Origin of the sequence: Leptospira ainazelensis (genome assembly GCF_016918785.1) — a bacterium.
Lineage (GTDB): Bacteria > Spirochaetota > Leptospiria > Leptospirales > Leptospiraceae > Leptospira > Leptospira ainazelensis.
Genome location: NZ_JAFFPT010000021.1, coordinates 21,514 through 39,561, shown reverse-complemented (window position 1 = coordinate 39,561; position 18,048 = coordinate 21,514). Strand labels below are relative to the sequence as shown.

The 18,048-nt window shown below is 38.3% G+C and carries 25 protein-coding genes and 1 pseudogene; 3 read left to right on the top strand and 23 right to left on the bottom strand.

What is annotated here, in order from left to right:
- Positions 1-48 precede the first annotated feature (48 nt).
- The 18 genes and pseudogenes from JWG44_RS05600 to JWG44_RS05520 all read right to left on the bottom strand — a co-directional run bounded on the left by JWG44_RS05600 (position 49) and on the right by JWG44_RS05520 (position 12,548).
- Entirely contained in the window at positions 49-1,488 is a 1,440-nt protein-coding gene (locus tag JWG44_RS05600; RefSeq protein WP_232371497.1) for an ATP-binding protein, read from the bottom strand.
- Between the two features lie 105 nt (positions 1,489-1,593).
- A pseudogene (locus JWG44_RS22620) lies at positions 1,594-1,770 on the bottom strand (helicase HerA domain-containing protein); the annotation flags it as partial.
- Positions 1,771-2,040, bottom strand: coding sequence for a hypothetical protein (locus JWG44_RS05595; protein WP_205273988.1), 270 nt, complete (start codon positions 2,038-2,040; stop codon positions 1,771-1,773).
- A gap of 1 nt (position 2,041) precedes the next feature.
- Positions 2,042-2,371, bottom strand: coding sequence for a hypothetical protein (locus tag JWG44_RS05590; RefSeq protein ID WP_205273987.1), 330 nt, complete (start codon positions 2,369-2,371; stop codon positions 2,042-2,044).
- A 17-nt stretch (positions 2,372-2,388) separates the two neighbouring features.
- Positions 2,389-2,577, bottom strand: a complete 189-nt coding sequence (locus tag JWG44_RS05585; protein ID WP_205273986.1) for a hypothetical protein — start codon at positions 2,575-2,577, stop codon at positions 2,389-2,391.
- A 198-nt stretch (positions 2,578-2,775) separates the two neighbouring features.
- Positions 2,776-3,006: a hypothetical protein gene (locus JWG44_RS05580; protein WP_205273985.1), complete on the bottom strand. Its 231-nt coding sequence runs from the start codon at positions 3,004-3,006 to the stop codon at positions 2,776-2,778.
- Positions 3,007-3,013: 7 nt separating this feature from the next.
- A complete protein-coding gene (locus JWG44_RS05575; protein ID WP_205273984.1) occupies positions 3,014-3,190 on the bottom strand; it encodes a hypothetical protein in 177 nt (58 codons plus the stop codon).
- A 225-nt stretch (positions 3,191-3,415) separates the two neighbouring features.
- Entirely contained in the window at positions 3,416-4,009 is a 594-nt protein-coding gene (locus JWG44_RS05570; RefSeq protein ID WP_205273983.1) for a helix-turn-helix domain-containing protein, read from the bottom strand.
- A gap of 427 nt (positions 4,010-4,436) precedes the next feature.
- On the bottom strand, positions 4,437-5,393 hold the full coding sequence (locus tag JWG44_RS05565) for a ParB N-terminal domain-containing protein (RefSeq protein ID WP_205273982.1): 957 nt from the start codon (positions 5,391-5,393) through the stop codon (positions 4,437-4,439).
- Positions 5,394-6,049: 656 nt separating this feature from the next.
- On the bottom strand, positions 6,050-6,316 hold the full coding sequence (locus tag JWG44_RS05560; protein WP_205273981.1) for a hypothetical protein: 267 nt from the start codon (positions 6,314-6,316) through the stop codon (positions 6,050-6,052).
- Positions 6,317-6,625: 309 nt separating this feature from the next.
- Positions 6,626-9,001: an AAA family ATPase gene (locus tag JWG44_RS05555; RefSeq protein ID WP_205273980.1), complete on the bottom strand. Its 2,376-nt coding sequence runs from the start codon at positions 8,999-9,001 to the stop codon at positions 6,626-6,628.
- Positions 8,998-10,149, bottom strand: coding sequence for a metallophosphoesterase family protein (locus JWG44_RS05550; RefSeq protein ID WP_205274029.1), 1,152 nt, complete (start codon positions 10,147-10,149; stop codon positions 8,998-9,000). The genes JWG44_RS05555 and JWG44_RS05550 overlap by 4 nt, the downstream gene beginning before the upstream one ends.
- Positions 10,146-11,009, bottom strand: a complete 864-nt coding sequence (locus JWG44_RS05545; protein WP_205273979.1) for a hypothetical protein — start codon at positions 11,007-11,009, stop codon at positions 10,146-10,148. Before JWG44_RS05545 ends, JWG44_RS05550 begins: the two co-directional genes overlap by 4 nt.
- 1 nt (position 11,010) lies before the next feature.
- On the bottom strand, positions 11,011-11,301 hold the full coding sequence (locus JWG44_RS05540) for a hypothetical protein (RefSeq protein ID WP_205273978.1): 291 nt from the start codon (positions 11,299-11,301) through the stop codon (positions 11,011-11,013).
- Entirely contained in the window at positions 11,298-11,567 is a 270-nt protein-coding gene (locus JWG44_RS05535) for a hypothetical protein (RefSeq protein ID WP_205273977.1), read from the bottom strand. The genes JWG44_RS05540 and JWG44_RS05535 overlap by 4 nt, the downstream gene beginning before the upstream one ends.
- Before the next feature lie 43 nt (positions 11,568-11,610).
- The gene (locus tag JWG44_RS05530) at positions 11,611-11,805 is read right to left on the bottom strand and encodes a hypothetical protein (protein WP_205273976.1); all 195 of its coding nucleotides are present in this window, start codon (positions 11,803-11,805) and stop codon (positions 11,611-11,613) included.
- A gap of 57 nt (positions 11,806-11,862) precedes the next feature.
- Positions 11,863-12,285: a hypothetical protein gene (locus JWG44_RS05525; RefSeq protein WP_205273975.1), complete on the bottom strand. Its 423-nt coding sequence runs from the start codon at positions 12,283-12,285 to the stop codon at positions 11,863-11,865.
- Positions 12,286-12,299: 14 nt separating this feature from the next.
- Positions 12,300-12,548 (bottom strand): hypothetical protein, encoded by a 249-nt coding sequence (locus JWG44_RS05520; RefSeq protein ID WP_205273974.1) that lies wholly within the window; start codon positions 12,546-12,548, stop codon positions 12,300-12,302.
- A gap of 111 nt (positions 12,549-12,659) precedes the next feature.
- Between JWG44_RS05520 and JWG44_RS05515 the strand changes: the two genes are divergently transcribed.
- On the top strand, positions 12,660-13,085 hold the full coding sequence (locus JWG44_RS05515) for a helix-turn-helix domain-containing protein (protein ID WP_205273973.1): 426 nt from the start codon (positions 12,660-12,662) through the stop codon (positions 13,083-13,085).
- Here JWG44_RS05515 and JWG44_RS05510 read toward each other — a convergent pair.
- The 5 genes from JWG44_RS05510 to JWG44_RS05490 form a co-directional block, all read right to left on the bottom strand.
- Entirely contained in the window at positions 13,066-13,971 is a 906-nt protein-coding gene (locus JWG44_RS05510) for an LIC10906 family membrane protein (protein ID WP_205273972.1), read from the bottom strand. The two genes, JWG44_RS05515 and JWG44_RS05510, sit on opposite strands and share 20 nt — an antisense overlap.
- A gap of 18 nt (positions 13,972-13,989) precedes the next feature.
- A complete protein-coding gene (locus JWG44_RS05505) occupies positions 13,990-14,625 on the bottom strand; it encodes an LBL_2463 family protein (RefSeq protein ID WP_408611888.1) in 636 nt (211 codons plus the stop codon).
- 64 nt (positions 14,626-14,689) lie between these two features.
- Positions 14,690-15,085: a hypothetical protein gene (locus JWG44_RS05500; RefSeq protein ID WP_205273971.1), complete on the bottom strand. Its 396-nt coding sequence runs from the start codon at positions 15,083-15,085 to the stop codon at positions 14,690-14,692.
- Between the two features lie 215 nt (positions 15,086-15,300).
- On the bottom strand, positions 15,301-15,600 hold the full coding sequence (locus JWG44_RS05495) for a hypothetical protein (RefSeq protein WP_205273970.1): 300 nt from the start codon (positions 15,598-15,600) through the stop codon (positions 15,301-15,303).
- A gap of 5 nt (positions 15,601-15,605) precedes the next feature.
- Positions 15,606-16,274 (bottom strand): hypothetical protein, encoded by a 669-nt coding sequence (locus JWG44_RS05490; protein WP_205273969.1) that lies wholly within the window; start codon positions 16,272-16,274, stop codon positions 15,606-15,608.
- A 333-nt stretch (positions 16,275-16,607) separates the two neighbouring features.
- Here JWG44_RS05490 and JWG44_RS05485 point away from each other — a divergent pair, with 333 nt between their 5' ends.
- Both JWG44_RS05485 and JWG44_RS05480 read left to right on the top strand, forming a co-directional pair.
- A complete protein-coding gene (locus tag JWG44_RS05485; protein ID WP_205273968.1) occupies positions 16,608-17,351 on the top strand; it encodes a ParA family protein in 744 nt (247 codons plus the stop codon).
- Complete coding sequence (locus JWG44_RS05480) at positions 17,338-17,928, top strand: DUF3102 domain-containing protein (RefSeq protein ID WP_205273967.1); 591 nt, start codon at positions 17,338-17,340, stop codon at positions 17,926-17,928. Before JWG44_RS05485 ends, JWG44_RS05480 begins: the two co-directional genes overlap by 14 nt.
- Positions 17,929-18,048: the final 120 nt, after the last annotated feature.

Below are 18,048 nucleotides of genomic sequence, written 5' to 3'. Positions count from 1 at the left end.
AACCGAACTTTTTTAACTTTCAGATGGAGCACGCCTTCTTCTTTCATTTTATTTGCGCTCCATTAAGAGGGTCTCGATATTAGCTGCGACTCGACCTTGAATAACAGTAATGAGCTGTGCTGTTCTCAACTGCGCTTTGTAAGTGCTATATGTTCCGGATTTCTTGAGTTCTGCAAATGTCTGAAGCTCTTCGTCGGTAATTGACTCACCCCGCCGGTCGACCAAACATTGCAGCATCCTACGAACGCCTTCGCTTAATTTGGGCATCCAAATGCTGAGAACTTCCGAGGTATTTTTTGGACTATGAATTGACTCGCCTAAAAATCTGAGCGCGGATTCGGTCGCGTAAAGCAATCCAGCCTTGTCTTCGAGCAATCCTTTTTTCCGGAGAGTCGATTTGTAAGTGGAGAACGTTCCAGATTTCCGTAATCCCGCATGAGTGCGCATTTGTCCTTCAGTCATTCCGTTCGGATACCACTGAACGAGTGCAGCCAGAAGGTTTCTTTCTCCTTTGGCTAGGGTGATTTCTGATTCGTTTATTGTTGTCGGAGATGAAGGAGGACGGTGTTCTATTTCGAGTCCTTTGGAATAATTTTCTGGAATAGTGTGAGTTACGATTTCGGATGCGTTTATCGTATGTAGATTTTGTAAGATAGAAATTGCTTTTCCAATCTTTACAGAATCTGCACCTTTCCGGATACTATGGGCTCGTAATTCTCTTTCCAAATCCAGAATACGATCCTTCAATTTCTCTATCTCTCCCATTTTCACCGATGGTAGAGAAGGATTTCTCGTTGTGAGTTCTTTTTCGAGCTCTTTGATTCGAGCTCGAAGTATCGAAGGGTTATTTTCTTCTGCCTGCTGGATAGTTGATTTGATTTGAGCGCTTAACGCTTCCATATCGATCGGCTTTAAAGTCGGACCAACGTATCTCTTACCTTCCTCGAATTTTGGAGTCGCTGAAGAATTATAAGTCAACCTATCGCGGATTTTGATCCGCTTTAGAGTTCCCAACCAGGACGGACTCCATATCCACGCTTCTCCTTTCGGCAACGAAGCAAGACTTGAGAGGACATTATTTTTTTCGTCTTCCGATCCGTTATTCTTCACCCAACTTTCTATCGCTTTCTGATCCTGCGGAGAAGTTGTCTGTAGGACAATCAGACATTCGGTTTGGGTTAGTACGCTTTTGTTTATGACCGCCGCTCGCTGACTTATGAGCGTGATCCCTATGCCATGGATTCTTCCTCTCCGGACAATAGCCTGAAAAGCGCCAAGCATTCTTTGTTCTCCTGGCATCGGCTGTTGAGGCGCGAAGGAATCAGCTTCATCCAAGAAGAGGTGAAGTGGACTTTTGTTCTTTGCCTTAATCCTATAAAGAGCTTCCGCGAATTCCGTAGCAAATCGGTTCTGTTCCGCATTTGAACCAAAATGAGAGAGGTCGATCACGTAAAAAGAAGGATGCAATGCCACCTGTTCCGCAATCACTTTACCAGCGGTAGATTCTAAAGGAATTCCGTGGGCTCCGCCGATAATGTAGACCGAGTAACCCCCGTTTGCCTTTCCATCTTTCCCTGAACGAAGTCCCCACCATGCACCGGTCGGATCTAAAACAACGAACGGGATTTTATTTTGAATAAATTCTTCAGCAAGGACGGTTGCGGTATGCGTTTTTCCAGCTCCACGTTTCGCAAGAATCGCAAGTGTTTGCGTTACAGCGTCCTTTGGGAGTTCGAGACTCTTCGAAATTTTTAGTGTATTCTGTTTCATTCACTTTTCCTTATTTTGAAATGAGTCTAGATAGAATGCTTGTTTAGCCTTGAGCCCACAATTTACACAGCGAAAATCGACGATCCAGCCGGGAGCTCCGTCGGTTAAATATTCTTTTTTGAATTTTCCAATTCTATGATAACGATGATCAGCAAACGCCGGGAATTTGCATTCTTTAACTTTCTTGATTTTCGTTGGTGCGTCATAACCAAAATCGGGATTCAGCTTTTGAAATGAGTTATTTGAATCATCATGAAATACGATTTCCAATTTAAGGCCTTCCAGTTCCTTCGCATTTTCTACACTCAACATTTTTAACTCCTTCATCGACGCTCCAGCTTTTGAAAACTTCTCCCTTTCCGAAACAGTTTGAACAATTACCTTCCTCAAATTCATATAAATCTTTTTCTTCTTTTATTTCCGCAATGGATATTAATATTTTCTTATGTGGCTTGGCCCATGTTCTTTTTCCTTTATTATCTTCGGAAATTATCCCGCCGATTATAATGAAACCACCTTCGACTGCCTCATTTGAAAACCATGCCCATTCCTTCGGTAAATTATACTTTCTTTGAGCGATTCTATTATAAAAGTCTTCCATAACTTTTTACCTTCTCCTTAAATCAGTTTGCCTTGAGCCATTTGCTCTAATTTTTTTAACGCCATTGATTCATTTCTTTTCTTGATTCGATCATCTTCTTCATCGATCATTTGTACTATTTTAACCAAAAGTTCCGAGTGATAAACCTCCAATTCATCTTCACAAAGACTTTTTATTCTTATAAGAACTAATGGTAACCGATCCATTTTCGTCAGTCTTTCCCATAATATTTAGAATGAATCAATACTATGAATAGGAGTCCGATCCCTATCGGTATTGAAAAATGTTCCGGGAACCAAATCGTATTCATCAAGTCGATAATGTAGGCTTTTCCAAATAATCCTTGAAAGACTAATCCTATTCCAACGAAAAATATAAGTCCGTTATCAAACCCTTCTTTAAAATTATTCACCACTCTTTTCCTTAAAAGTCTTTAAGAAACATTCTGTAACTGACTTCTTAAAGTCTTTTTCATAAATACTTTCTTTACCAACATAAAACGGCTTTGGTTTTTCAATAGGAGCCCTACTTAGAGATCGAGAAAACAATTCGATCGTAGCAAGAAAAACTAAAACAATCACAAGTATCAGAATACTATCCCGGACAACCATTAGTGATTCTTTGCTTTGATCCATCTGGATTTTATTGAGCAAAAGACGTCGCTTTGAAAACTTTTATAATCGTCTTACCATCGGAAAGAACATCCTCTTTCATACATTTCACTTTGTAAGCCTTTCCTAATTTCGAAACAATTTGCGTTTCTTCTCCAGATTTCATTTGAGATAGAACTTGTTGTGAATTCAGAATTTTGTTACTCATAGGTATTTGTTTCCTTTTGTTTTGAGGTATAATTTATCTTACGATCCAACTTTAACGCCGTATCGAAACTTATTCCTGTAATTTTGCAAACTTGCTTCACACTGTATCCACTATATAGTAGATATGATGCACGATCCTCAGGTGAAGTTGGATCGTTTGCATTTTCTTTGTCCTTCATTCTTTCGACCTTTTCCTATTTCTTAAATTGACTCTTTTATTTTCATATTAGGATACAGCGCCAAACAATTGCCTGTCTTCTGGTGCCGCCATAAACTCAACTTTTATTTTTCTATGACATTCTTCCGAGAAGTATTTCCTAACAATCAAACTAACGGACTCAGGTAACGGATTCAGAACTCGTATCGAGTTATTATCTATTTGGATTTCAATTTCTTTCAATATTTTCTTACTTGAAGGGGTCAATCTTTCATTAGCCCAATTTAAGAATCCTTGCCACGTTGGCTCCTTATTCGAAGGAATAGCAGAAAGCTTGTTTTCAGAATTTATAAATGGAAGCGAAGTGAAATCGGGAACAAAAAGTAAATCTGAAGGAATGGTAACGACATAAATATTCGATCTTCTATTCCCTCTTTGTTGTTTTATCAACCAACCTCTCTTTACAAGTTTATTCGTGAGCTGAGAAATTCTCCTTGGTTTTAATCTTCCACCTACACGCCTAGAGATTGTATTTAACGTTGGCCAGCTATTCGCATTATTGCCTTGAAAAGTCCAGAGCACTATCCAAACGATAGCCTCTGAATAAGGAAGATTCAAAAGCGCGAACAAAGGTGCGAATTCAAAATTTTTCTTCTTTTTCATTCTGCCTTTTCGCCATCCTGGCAATTAGCCAAAATATCATCCGGAGTTGTTAAATAAATTAGCCTTTCTGCTTGTTCGTGTAGGTTATGATCCCTCAACCATTCAAGTCGCGCGTCGACGCTCGTATTTTCGTCGTAACCCCCTTTACCAGTATGGAGGGAAGCATTGAGACAAAACAAATTTAAAGGATCCCAAGGTACGTATTTTGTGTATCTCGTTCTTCTTCCAAGAAGATGACAAACTACGAAATTATTTGAACCTGTTACGAGGCACCTTTGGTCCATCTTTCTTCTTCTATCCATCCCCTCTTTCATACGTTTTGCAGCCTTAGTCGGGCCCTTAGTTCGACGAGAATCCTGGTATCTTTTTGCAGACTCTTTTTTCTTATTTTCCCAACGTTGCATCCTTTCATATTGCGAATCACTTTTCAAACTTCACCCGCCAAACCGTCCATACAGAATGGGCAAGAGGTAGGACTTCCTCCTAATGATTCCGGCATTGGCTCACCATGCAAATCGACGTAAATGATACTCGTCCCTTTACATTTTGAGCAATGACTTGCTTTATCTACGCACCAAGTACGTAATTTCCGGATCGCTTCCTTATACTCGGCCCAAACCTTAAGAAAATCCGTTCCGGGTCTAAACATATATGATTCCAAGCTCCCACAAAAATCATTTGTAATGTCCAAGTGTTTTGCAATGGTTTCTGAGAGCGGACCTTTCCAAGAAGAAGTGGATCCATTTGAAGAATTACTCCTTGAACTTTCTAATGCTTTCTTAGCATTATTTTTTACACCGGAAGGAACTTTTGGTAACTTCTTTCCTTCTTTTTCTAATTTTACACGTGAAAGTGATTTTGTTCCAGCTTTTACTTTTTCAAATTCTTTCGGGTCGCTACTTTTCAACTTTGCAGCTTCATTTACATATTTAGAGTTTGTTCCCATTAAGTCCGCGGCAATTTGCGCTGATCTTCCTTGAACAACAGAGTCATCTTTCGATTTTTCGGAAGAATCCTGGTTTTTTAAATTCTGAATACTTCTTTGTTTTCCAGCCTTTTCAAGCAAAGGCAAATATTCGGTAGCAATCGCGGCTTTTTGAGAAGCGTTTAAGTTTCTCCTTAAGTTAGAACGCATTGTATAATTTAGTGCCTCGAAGTCAGTACCTTTGAAAGTTTCATACGTTGCTTGTTTATTGGTCTCTTTTGAGGCTTTGTATCGATGCCATCCATCTAAAATTTTGGATTCGTAAAGAATGACGGGCTTTGATTCATCATAACCATTTTTATCCATATCTTCGATAAGCAGCGCATACTCATCAGATTGCATTTCCGGATACAGATTGAAAGGATGCTTTTCTCTAAGTATTTGTGTCTGGTTTTCCATTCGAGTTTTTCTCTAGTACGTTAAAATAAAATTTCCGAAAATGGTTTTCCGTATCTCACTTTTTTCTCAAGTGCTCGGAAACGTCAGACTCAAGCATTTCGTATTCTAACTGTTTGTTCACGAAGGATAAAGTTTCTATTAAATTTGTGATAAATAGCTTTATAACTTCCATTCCTGGGAAAAGAACTCCTTTTCGAGTTGAAAACCCTCGGAGAATATCGAGCGTTATATGCGCTTCAATCTTTCCTTTATCGTCCACATCCGATTCCAATAACTCCCCTATAACTTCCATCTAAACTCCTTTATAAAATATTCTGCGAGAGCCACAATCTCACCTTTGAAATTATGCAAGGTCAAAATCATCAAACCCTTTCCCCAGCGGAACTCTCGCAGAAAACTTTATACTCCATTCCTTCTATAAAAATGATCAAAACAAGAAAACATCATGGGCGGATTTCGAGCGCCAGCCTTCAAACCATTTAAGAAGATACGAATTTGTCCCAAGCTTTTCGTGCAAAAGATTCTCTCTTTATTCTTTTCGAAACTGACTTGATCACGAATATGAGCCACTGTTCCATCTTTATAATGAAACTTGTTCGGAATCACAGACTCAATAAATCCGTTATTCATTAGCAATTCCTTAACTAGTTCCTCGTTCATTTTTGTCCCTGATTTTTGTTAATATGTCTCATTGAATTATACAAAAAAGAATCTGCCGGCCTACTTTTAGAATCCTGCAAAAAAGAATTTGCTGCCTTTAGCGCAGCTTGTTCTCTACTTTTTTGAATTTGATTTTTGATGTTGGTCTTAAAATCTTCGAACCACTGCAATGGAATCATTTCTGAATCAGAACAATGTACCCATTGGGCAAAGTAAAAAATCCCAATGGCGATTATGAAAAGAATACCAAATATTTCATTCATAGGGCTTTCCCTAAAAAGCATTCGATTCTCATTTCGATTTCCTTCCTCTTGTGTGCTTAATACCGTGCTTTTTAATCGAGAGTTTGATTCGTTTCGATTCACAATCTCGGCAAATGTGTAAGAAAAACTTCTGTTTCCATTTTACCGGAAACATCCAAAGCTCTTTCGTCGCTTCGCAGACATTGCAACATCTCAAGCTATGGATAATCTCTTTTCCGAAATCCTTTACCATTCTCTCGTAGGCTCTCCGGAGACGAACGTTGTCCCTCCCGCTTGAGTTGAGAAATGAAACCTGTCCTTTAAACGACTTCATAGTCCCACCTCGATTAGCTCTTCCGTTGACTCAATTTCCTCAGTCGCAAATGAGAGATCATATATCTTTCCATTTTTAACTTCAAAAATTTGATCCGCCAACTCTTGAATTGCTTTCTTATGCGTAATGAATATAACTTGATTAAAGCGCCCATCTTCAATCGCTCGATCTAACATTTTCTGATAAAGAAAAACTGTTTCGGAATCTAATCCTCCGTCCGATTCGTCCCGAAGCAATGTTTGAATATCCGCTCCAAATTTGTTTCGCTTATAAACGGCAACACCTAATGAAATTGCTTCGTTGAGAATATTCCCTTCTCCGCCAGATTTGTTTTTGATTAAAGATTCGATACCAGTTCGGTTATCCAGAACAGTAACCGAAAAATCTTCTTTAGAATTTCCAGTTGAACTTTCTCTGACAGTATTTATTTTTATTTGAAATACTCCTGGAAATGATTCCGAAAGAATCGAATTGATAGTTGAAGAAATTTCAGGACCAGCGGCATCAACCATCAAAGCGCGGGCTCCTTTTGGCCCAAGGGCTTCACATATGGATCGCAATTTTCCAAGCTGGGTCTCTTTTAATAATTTTTCCTTATTGAGATCCGCAATCCTTTCCTCGTTCCGAAGTGCAATTTCAAGTTTCGCAGAAATTGAACCAATTTCCTTTTCTAAATCAGATTTAGATTTTTGCAAAGGTTCGATTTGCTCTTCGGAATCTTGAAATTCTTTTTCCGCATTTGTGATAGCAGCTTCCTCGTTTGATTTCGCATTTATTAGGATCTCGGTTTCAGATTGAATTTTTTCCTTTTTAGAAATCGATTCTTCGAGTTTCAGGATGCTCTTCTTATAATCCTCGATTTTTTCTTCCGCCGTTTCCAAATAAGGAACCAATTTTACAAGATCTGAATGAGTGGGGTCTTTTATTTTTTTCTGTAGGCCCTCCAACTCTTTTTCATATCCTGAATAAGATTCTTTTAAACTCAAATACTCTGGGGTTAATTTTAAATTCTGAAGATCGTCATCGATTTGTTTTATTTCCAATTTCCGAACTGAAATATAGTTCTCATCAATGTAAATTTCAGTGATTAACTTATCGATTTCTTCAAATTTGAGGATAAGGGGAGGAAGCTCCGCTTGTGACGCTCGAGCATCTTTAAGTAGCAGACAGGAATCTGGAAGATTTTCCCCTTCGATGACTTTTCCACGACAAGGAACTTCTTCAAGTAAAGATGACTTTGACTTCGTTTCGTTTATTTTTGATTCGATTCCTGCACACTCGACTTGAAGTTTTATTTTTCTTTCCGACAAAACTTTGTTTTCTTTTTCTTTGTGAGTGATTTCTTCTTCAAGATGTCTTTTCTTTGATCTTAGGTTACTTTCTTTTTCAGTTATTATCGATTCTATTTCTGAAAGTTTCTCTTTCGATCTTTCCTTTTTTGAAATTAAAATCTTCTCTTCTTCTTCCCAATTTTTTTGATTTAATTCCGCTTCTCTTATTTCACCGGAACGGGCGAGTATTTGAGTTTTATTTGCTTCAATCTTTTTTTGGAATCCTTCGATCGAAGCGACATCCGTTGCGATTTCTGACTGAATTGTTTGCAGCTTCTCTTTTAAATCAGAAATGTCTTTGAAATTTGCTTTCAAATTGGCCACCATTTGTCTTTTCTCATTTGAAACATGAGTGGCGTTTGAAATTTCTTGAATTTTTTTCTCTAAAGATTCTTTTTTGGAATCCAAATCATTACGAAGATTTGAGGAAGAATCGGAAGTAGAAATCATCTGAATTGCGGAATTGATTCCTTCTAATTCTTTCGAAACTTTCGTCCGTTTAGTTTCGAAAAATGAAAATTGTTTATCATACTCGCAGAAGTTTAAAAGGTCATCGAACAGTTCTCGAACATCTTTCTGATCTAAACCTGTGAGCCTACCTTTACCGGTTTGAGCATGATAAATCGCAGAAAGAAAAACTCTCTCAGTAATTTTTGTAGCCTCAAATAGTTTCTCGTTAAACTCTTTTATTTTCCCTTCTGAAACGGCTTTCCCGTCGATATAGAGATACGGAATTTGCTTTCTCGAAACTGGATCAATTAACCGCTTGGCGTGGATCGTGTGTCCATTCATGGATACGATTGATTCAACAAACGAATCACGTGATGTAAAACAATCGTAAATTGCACCTTCCTCTCTACCTGAAGCCGATTCGCGGAGCGGAGTTTTTCCAAACCAGGAAATAAAGAGAGTATCCATCAACGAAGATTTGCCCGCGCCAGTCTTTCCTATAATTGCGATTTTCTTAAGATTCGGAATTCTAAAATTTATCTCTTCCGGGAATGCAATCATCCCTTTTGTTTTGAGTGCTTCGATGATCATATAGCGCCCTCCCCAATTTTCAACCCTTCAGTCATTTCAAAATACCCAATACGATATTCTTCCAATAACCCATGGATCTCACTTTCTGGTTTATTTTTTGCCCGGAAATATACGATAATTCCGTCTTCAATAGACTCGACAGATCCGATTTCTTCCGACCGCACTGCGACCTTTGAAATCGTTGACCTTTCCGGTTTAAGATCTGTTGCTTTTGGGAAAAATTTCTCAAGAGTTTTCGGAACGGAGTGTGAAAGTGCTTCCGGAACATCAAGACGTATGCGAACCTTTCCTTTAAACTCTGTAGGCTCCAGGACTTTCCCCGATTCTTTATCGATGAGATTTTCACCATCCCAGTCGAGATTCACAGTACGCATTGGTTCCGGGTTTAGCGAAATAAAGTCTGGTTCTTTACGCCATGATCCATCTTCGATTTCCCAAAGAAGAATTCCTTTGTCATCGTCCGCTTCACCCCAGGTTTGCCTGGTTGTCGATCCGGAATACCAAATCCATTGGCCAATCTTTTGGCAAAAATGATAGTGGCCTCCGACCACCGGACAACCGAAAGAATCCAAGATGGTTTGTGGTAAAAAAATTCCGTTGTTTCGAGGAATTCTCTTATTGTCAAGGACCGCGCCTGAAACCGTTCCGTGGAATAATACCAGAGAAGGTCCGGAATAGTTTCGAATTTTCTGAAACCAATCTTCCAATAAGTCTACAATTAGGTTGTTACCCTTGGAATGGAAATCATCAATCGATTGATTTTGAAGAGCGAGCGCCCCGGCTCCGAAATGTGGAAGAGCGAAGACCTGAATTTTTTCGAGCGAATTCGGAAGAATGATATGACCTGGTTTGTCAAATTCATAACAAAGTGGATTTAGTTTGTCCTTGAAGGACCGCAAATCCTTTGGTTTGTCGTGATTCCCACGAAGAGTGAACGTCGAGATCCCTTCTCCGTGAAGCATATCGAGAAAATTTCTGAATACGAGTCTTTGGTCTGGATCCGAAACATCCTCAAAGATATCCCCATTGATACAGACGATTTTGCATCCTTTTTCGATAAAGATTCCGGCGGCCTTCATAAGCGCTACTGCTTCTTCACTCCCTTCCCCACCCCGGAGATGAATGTCTGCTGTATGTCCTACGATCATTGCTTTTTCACTCCGAGTTCTTTCCATTTCCTTCCTAAAACTGTTCGGAGACCTTCGAAGGTAACCAGATCAAAGTCTTTTTGTGAAAATGTGGAGGAAAGGGCATGGACGTCTTCTTGCGTTTTGCAATTTTCTAATTTCTCAAGAATTGATTCTTGGGAAGGACCGAGATTAATTGATTTCGAATTTTCTCCGTAAAGCGCATCTGCCGCGGCGATCGCAGATCCGGTTACGGTCTTATCTCCCGGAGTTCCTTCTGCAAAGACCGGTTTCAAACAAACCCACATTTTCAATGCTTGGGACTTTAGCATTTGTGTCGGAAGGTTAAGCAGATACTTTATAGCGTTTCGCTGTGCTTTCTTATCAACGTTCTCGTTAAGATGAGCTTGCTGCTTTCCATGTTTGGTCATCATAGGCGATGCTTTCGGGATTGGTGGAGTATTTATCTTAACTCCATTGGGAAGAATCATCGAAGCAACATAAGTAATTTCTAAGTGTTTAACTCCGTTAATTTCTATTTCGTCCCTTCCGACTCTTTCCAGTTTTATTCCAGTAGCTTGACCTAATGAAATAATTTTTTCGACTTTTAACATCGCGTGATCTTTTGCTATACCGATTTCCATACCTGTTACTTCGTCATAAATGTCATTTTCGGAAACTTCAATGATTTGCGGAACGAGAGAAACGCCCGCTGGCAAATGGCTCATTAATAATTCCGAAAACAATACAACATTGTAATCTTCCGGCGGAAATAAAGTTCTCAAAGCGGCAAGCTTATCTTTGTGATTGTTTTTATATGCCATAGGGTTTATGGCACCGTTTGATAAAACGAGATCTGAAATATTATCTGAAACTCCCATATCACGCCTCCACCCTAAGTTTGTAAGAAGACTTGATATCTGAAAGCGTTGCTTTCAAGTCTGAGACTTCTTTTTTTAATTTTCGATTTTCATCTAGGAGCTCGCGGAAACGATTCCAAAGATTTCGGAGAACGCCGATTGACCGTATTGGTTTCATCGCATTCCGATACAGTTTTCTTAAGGATCTTCTAATTTCAGGAGTCGAGTCTGATTCGGTATATTCCGGAAAATCCAAAGAATTGTGATTTTGCATCAGATTTAGGAGCGGTTTCATTTGAAGATCGGAATTCATAATACCACTCCTTTTTTTTCAAGATATTCTTGAAGTCCGTTCATTCCGTATCCAAATTCAGAAATAATTTGAAAGCATTCTTTCGGGGTTTCAATGTGATCTATGAGATTCTCATAAACGTCTACAATCGAGAATATCTTAACGTAGCAATCACCCGCGACGGCCAGTTTAAAAGCCTCAGAAAATGGAATATTCATTTGGTCTGAAATTGATCCCGTTACTTGATAATCTTTTTTTTCAGTGCCTGAACTACTATTTAGGTTCATGGTTTTCTCCTTTACTTTTTCTTAAAACTCAGGCACATGATCCTCAAAGGGCGTCATGGCCTTTTCTCCAGCCTCGTTTCCGTTCCAGCGGGAACGGGGCTTCTTTATTAAGCGGCCTTGCGATTTCGATAAAAAACCTCAATCGATCGCATTGCTTTTTCGCTTCAGAATAACTTTTTGAAATCTGTAAATCACCTCTTCCAATATATTGCCAGAATTCTGGCGCTTCTTCTTCCATCGTATCCGCCCGTGTCTTATTTTGCTTTCTTCAAGAACCCACGGACTTTTCTTTTGTTTATGCTGTCATTTTTGTATTTCTCATCTCAGACTTAATAAGATTTCTAACATACGAAGACATTCCTTCCTTTGTTTTTGCTCCTTGTTCTTCTACAAACTCGCGCTCTTCTTTTGTAAGGAGAACAAGGACTTGCTCGGAATAATAAGAACTTTCGTCCGAACGTTTTTTATATATATTATAGCCTTTCCGATTCAAGAATTTGTATTCCGATCGGCTTAAAGGTTCTTTACCGATTTTTTCCAACAAAAAGTTCATCCTCGTTGAAATTCTAAGTTTTTTTAAATCCGAAACCTTGTAACCATGCTCAGAATATTTCTTTAATAATTTCGATTCAGATTGATTGGTTTGTTTAGCGATTTCTCGTAACGTGTGTCCTTCGACGAACATCCGAACAAGTTTTTGAATTTCAATCTTTTCCATTTGATTTTTCTTAATTATGATGCTCTTTTATAATTGCTGGGCGTACGACCGTGATTGATACCAAGGTCCTTTAAATACTGGAGCACCTGATCGTTGTTAGATCGACCTTTGATTGTATGCCGCACTGTATCGTAAGAAACTCCAGCGATACGAAGTTTTAAATCCATATATCCCAAACCTAACGCTTTCAGCCTTTCATCGATTTCTTCAGGAGACATAACACCCTTCGGCCATTTTCCTTGTTGCAATTTATTACCTTTCATCAATCTTTCCTTTTACTATGTCGTCGGTGTCGGCGTCAGAAATAGCATAATACTGATTCCAGTATTATTTCAAGCATAAAATTACTGAATTCAGTATTATTAGGACTTTTTTTGCGACAGCAACTTTTAAAACTTTTTAAAGAATCTGGTTTATCGCAGTCGGACTTTGCCAAAAAAGCTGGCATTACTCCATCTGCGTTTAACGATTTTTTAAAAGAACGTATTAAAGAATTTTCAACAGAAAAGACTCGATCGGTCGCGAAAGAATTAGGTGTGAATCTTCATTGGTTCATATCAGGTGAAGGCTTGCCGGATGCAGATTCAGGAAATCTTACTGAAGCGGAAAAACAGATTTGGTTTGAAAAAATGGAAGAGGAAGAAGACTTCCTCCGAAAAATTAAACGAACCGAAGGAGCGAAAGAAATGTTCAAAGAAATTTTAGAACTTTCAGCCGAGGAGAGAGAAATAATCTATAGCTTAGTCAAAAATTTTAAGAGCAAAAAGAAAAAATTAAAACCTACTTCAACCGGTGTTTAAATTTTTCTGTAATCACCTGTTTTCTATTTTTATAATTCATATTGTAAGATTCTTTAAGATAATAATTTTCAAAAAGAATGCCTGCTGTTACAGAAAGTTTACTTTCCGATAACTTCAAATTGTATTCAGAAGGATCAAGAATGTTATACAGCGTTAACATAAGTCTGGAAGAAACCCTAGTTAAAATAGGCGTTATTTGCCCTTCGAGATTTCTCTCTCTTATTTCAAAAGTATCGTAATGCAATATTGCAACTGCCCAAAACAAAGAGAATGGAATAAATCCAAAGACAGATTTTGAAGCGTAAAAAAGTCCGATCATCGGAAATACATAAACGCACACAATTGAAAATACCAACGCGAAAACCGTCCCCACCGAAAGGAGGAATGCGCGAACTCTCAAGTCCCCTCTTCTCTTGAAAATTGAACTTATCATAATGTAGCATGAATAAGAGATAAAGAACCCGCAGTAAGCGATTATTAAATGATAATTGGTTGTCGGATTGTAAGAGAATTTTTCTGGATCTTTAATTTCGACGGCATTGCAAAAGAACGCAGAACCGAGGAGATAGATAAGTATGCCGAAATTGATTGTCTTGTTCCAAAGATTTTTTTTATTTATCTCCGGAGTAAAAAGTGAGGTTACTATTCCAAAAAGGCAAAAAGGAACACAAAGAATCGGAAGCAACGTCCAGTTTAATGCAAGCTCTCGATACTCTTCTGAGAGCAAAACTCTAAATCCGTGGAAAAACATCCAGGTAGAAAGGAAAAAGCAAAGCCAAAAGAATTTCTTTTGAATATCCTTTGTCGGAGTGATCCTCCTTACATACGTTCCTAAACCCATCAAGAAACAACCGATTGCAACGTTATATATATTTGTAGATTCCATGTAAAAGTACAGAGATTACTACAATTTTGACGCAATTTTTTGTAAAGTTTCTTTTCCCAGCTCGATGACCTGAAATGTAGATTGTTCGTTTAACAAATTAAACCCCGGAAAAAAAACAGGTCCGGGATACTTTTGGGAAAGAACTGAACCCTCTTTCAGATAAAGTTTCTCTATTCCTTTTAGGCTGGGATTGTACATCCCATAAACCTTTTCGTAGCCTTTTTCGGCGCAATATTTCGCTACAGTCCGAAAGAGAATTTTGACTGTGCGCCAGCCGAATTGGCTAAGTTGAAATGCGACTGCGTTCCAGTCTGCAACGTTTTCCTCAATGACAGCGTAACGTCTTGGAGAGGTCGTATCCCCTTCTCCCTGAAGAATGACCGCTACTTCCAAGGGAATAAAATTATTAGGCTTCTTCTCGATGATCCGCATTGCCGCGATAATTTCACCGAAATCATCCACGTAAAACCAAGTCGACCAAGGGTCGTAATTTATATTCTTCCAATCTGAATCTGAATATCCGGCTTCTTTGTAGATTCTTGAAACAAAGGATTTAACCCTGTTCAATTCTTCGGGAAAGTCCGATCCCGAAATCATCTTCACTTTAAATTTTTCTTTTTTCTTTTCCGGTTTTAACGTTACGATGTTCGACATAATATAATTATGTCACATATATTTCTAAATTCGATCAATTAGAATATTTTAGACGAGATCTCTTTTACAAATTTTTTTCCGAAAGTTTACGGATGAGAAAATTAACTTCCTCTCTCTCATTGTCAGAAAGACTAAAGTAAAGCTCTAAGTGGCTTTCTACTCCGGGAGTCCTGAGAACCCGTCTTAGTAAAGAAGTCTCTTTTTCCATACGAGAAATTTTCTCGACCAATGGTAATTCTTCTTTTGGTCCTTCACCTTTTGAGAGCCAAAGATACTCCACTTTCAACTTCACGGAAAAAATAACAAGGTTTGATTCCGAAATCTCTACAATTTCATTCGCTATCAATGCGTCTATTGTTTCGATTGAAATACCAGTCTTATGTGAGATTTCTTCCCAGGAGAGACCTGACTCCTGTGAGACATGCAATATCCTATCGCGCAATGTTGACGTAATTATCATTTTTAAATCTGGGTGAATCCTCTGAGTTTCGGATTCATTTTTAACACTCCCGCAAAGGTTCAATTAGAATATTACGGTTTTTGGATATTTAGAGAGGGTTTATTCCGGAGACGATTGCGGGCGGGTCCTTGTGACCGGTCCCCCGCCCTGGTTGTATGCGGTCTTGCCGCAAGATGAGGATTTCGGAAATTTATATGGAAGTCAAAATAATTTTCTTAAAAATTAGTATCTGGTTCAACTATCGCTTCTTCGAATTTTTCTGAAGTTAGTTTTACAGATATAAGTAACGTTCGAGTTAGGTAGAGCTCGGTAATTAAGCCTTTCGAAACTTGAGTAAGTTTTAAGTCCTTTTTACCAGGATCACGAATCCAGTATTTCGCAACAGTTGATTCCAATGTGGAAAGTTTATATAAATCTTCTGGAAATTTTTCTATCTCGTAAGGCGCTTCCCATTCTATTGAGTATCCGCTTTCAGCAATGATTCTTAGTACTTTTTCGAGAGAATAATATTTCAATTTTACTAAGCCATAACTGGAATCGCGCTACGAATTTCTGGCTGCTCCTCTAACCATTCTTCCTGACTTCCTTCTAAACCAGATTTTAACTTACTAATCTCTCTAATTTGAGCCTCAATTTTTTTATTCTTAGCTTCTACAAGTTCAAGAATTTGTTGAATCAGCTCACTTTGCTTTTTGATCGTCGTATCCTTTTGTTTCGTTACTTTATCGTGATGTGCCTTAGGTACAAGTTCATCCATCTCTTTACTTGGATCAATTAAATCGTTTGCTAATTTTTTTAACTCTTCTCTGGAAGAAGTCTTAAATGATCGTTCCACAAAATGGAGATTAGCTTTGTATTTTTCAGCCATAAATCTCCTAATTTTTCCCCAGAGCTCTTCGTTCAAAGATTGCTCGAGTGTGTCAAATATATTATCTTTACCCTCGCTGCGTAGGACGGTTATAAAGTAATCATGCATTAAATTAATTAAACCTGCCACCGCATTCTCCGGATTTTCACTCTCATAGGCTTGTCCGTATTCCATACAGGTTGCAATAAACGAAACCTTAGAATCACTTAAGTTAAATTTTTCAACTGCAATGTGAATCAAAGGGAAATGTATAATTTGCCCGGTTGCTTTATGTTTAGCGGACAAAACGATTCTTAGATAGTCCTGGATTAATGTTTCCATTCTTTTCTCCAGCCTTTTCGGGGCCTTCTATTATATTCGACCAATCCTACTCCTTCCTGGATTCAGAATTGTCGAATTTACGTTTCCAAATGGGTTTAAAATGAATCTATTCGTTAGTTGGCAAATTTTGCAACTATATAAATTGTTGTCGTGGCTATCAAATTACGACAATATCCATTTTCGAAGCATCTTTATTATATCTGAAAAGGTATTTATTGCAATATTCGAACTCGAACGAACTGCCTAAATAAACAAATAAACTTTTTTCCATGTTTTACCTTTAGGTCTCAAATTCCGCTTTAATAAAATGAGTTAGAATTTTCTCTTCTATTCATGCCCAAAATTGTCTGTTTTATCGCGAATAAAGGCGGCGTCGGAAAGACTTGTAATGCAACGGGCCTGGCACAAGCTCTCGTCTTTCTTGGAAAGACATGCTTAGCCGCTGACTTCGAAAACAATAATAACCTCACAGATATTACCGTTACGGGCCACCCGGATTTTTCAAACATTGGAAAGCGAAACTTAAATACGGCGCTCGTTGGAGCTCATTCGATTTCGGAAGTGATCTGGAAAGACAATCCTCATGGCTTTGATGTAATTCCTACAATCGGCAGAGTGCAAGATTTCGATTATTTACTTTTTCGAGATCCTTCTTTAGGGATTCGGATCGGACAAGAGTTAAGATCTTTGCCTTACGATTTCGTCATTCTGGATGTAAATCCAATCATGAACAACACTATGAGATTTGCTCTTGAATATGCGGACCTCGCCATTGCCCCACTCGAAGATGACACACAGAATCTTGAAGGGATTGACAAAATTTTCGAATGGGCTAAGTCTCTCAGCTTCAAGGTTCCAATTCGCATTCTTAGAAATAACATCACGAAAGCTAAACAAGATTTCCAAATGGAATTGATTGCAGCAACTAACTCTAGTTTAAAGACTTTGGAAACAGTAATATACTCGAATCCCGGAATCAAAAATGCTAAGAATTTAAAGACCCCGCTTTCCCCAAAAAGTGAAGCCTTTAATAATTTCGTAGAATTGGCAAAGGAGGTTTTAAATGAAATTAAATGAAAAGCGCCTTAAGGCCGTTCAGCAAAAATCTCCGGGTCGTGATTCGGAAGAAAACCCGGAAATATCGAATTCGCTTGTATCAAAGGACGATTTAGCAGAAAAAATAAATCTACTTTTGGAAGGAGCCGTTAACGATTTAAAAAATAGTGTCATGAAATTCATCACTGCAGGCGAACTTCTTATCCAAAAACGGAAAGTGCTTCCGCATGGGCAATTTATTGAATGGACTAAAAATAATATTCATTGTTCAACTTCTTCAGCACAACGATACATGTTCATGGCTGAGCATAAAATGATTATCGAGGCCAAAAAGCCGGAGTCAATGAGAGCCGCGCTCAGAGTTATCGATGAATCTTTAAATGAAGAGAACTCTGAGAAAGTTGTTAAAAACGTAACTATAGATAGGACCATCCTGCAAGGGAAAGAATATTTCAAAAGATTCCGCGCCGGAGACACGCTGAACAAGAAAGAAAAACAAATCCTGATAGAATTCTTAATTTCAGAGAAGACAAGGATAGAAAGTCAACTCACGATAAAGATATCTAACCTCGAATCCCATCTTAAAGAGTTGCAATGATCTAAATTTCCCACGCGTGGGAAATTTGAATTTTTTGAAATTTTTCTTCATCAGAATAAAAAATGTGTACCAATTTTCGTACACCTGTTTTAGAGTACCGAGAGAAAGGAAAGGCTCCCG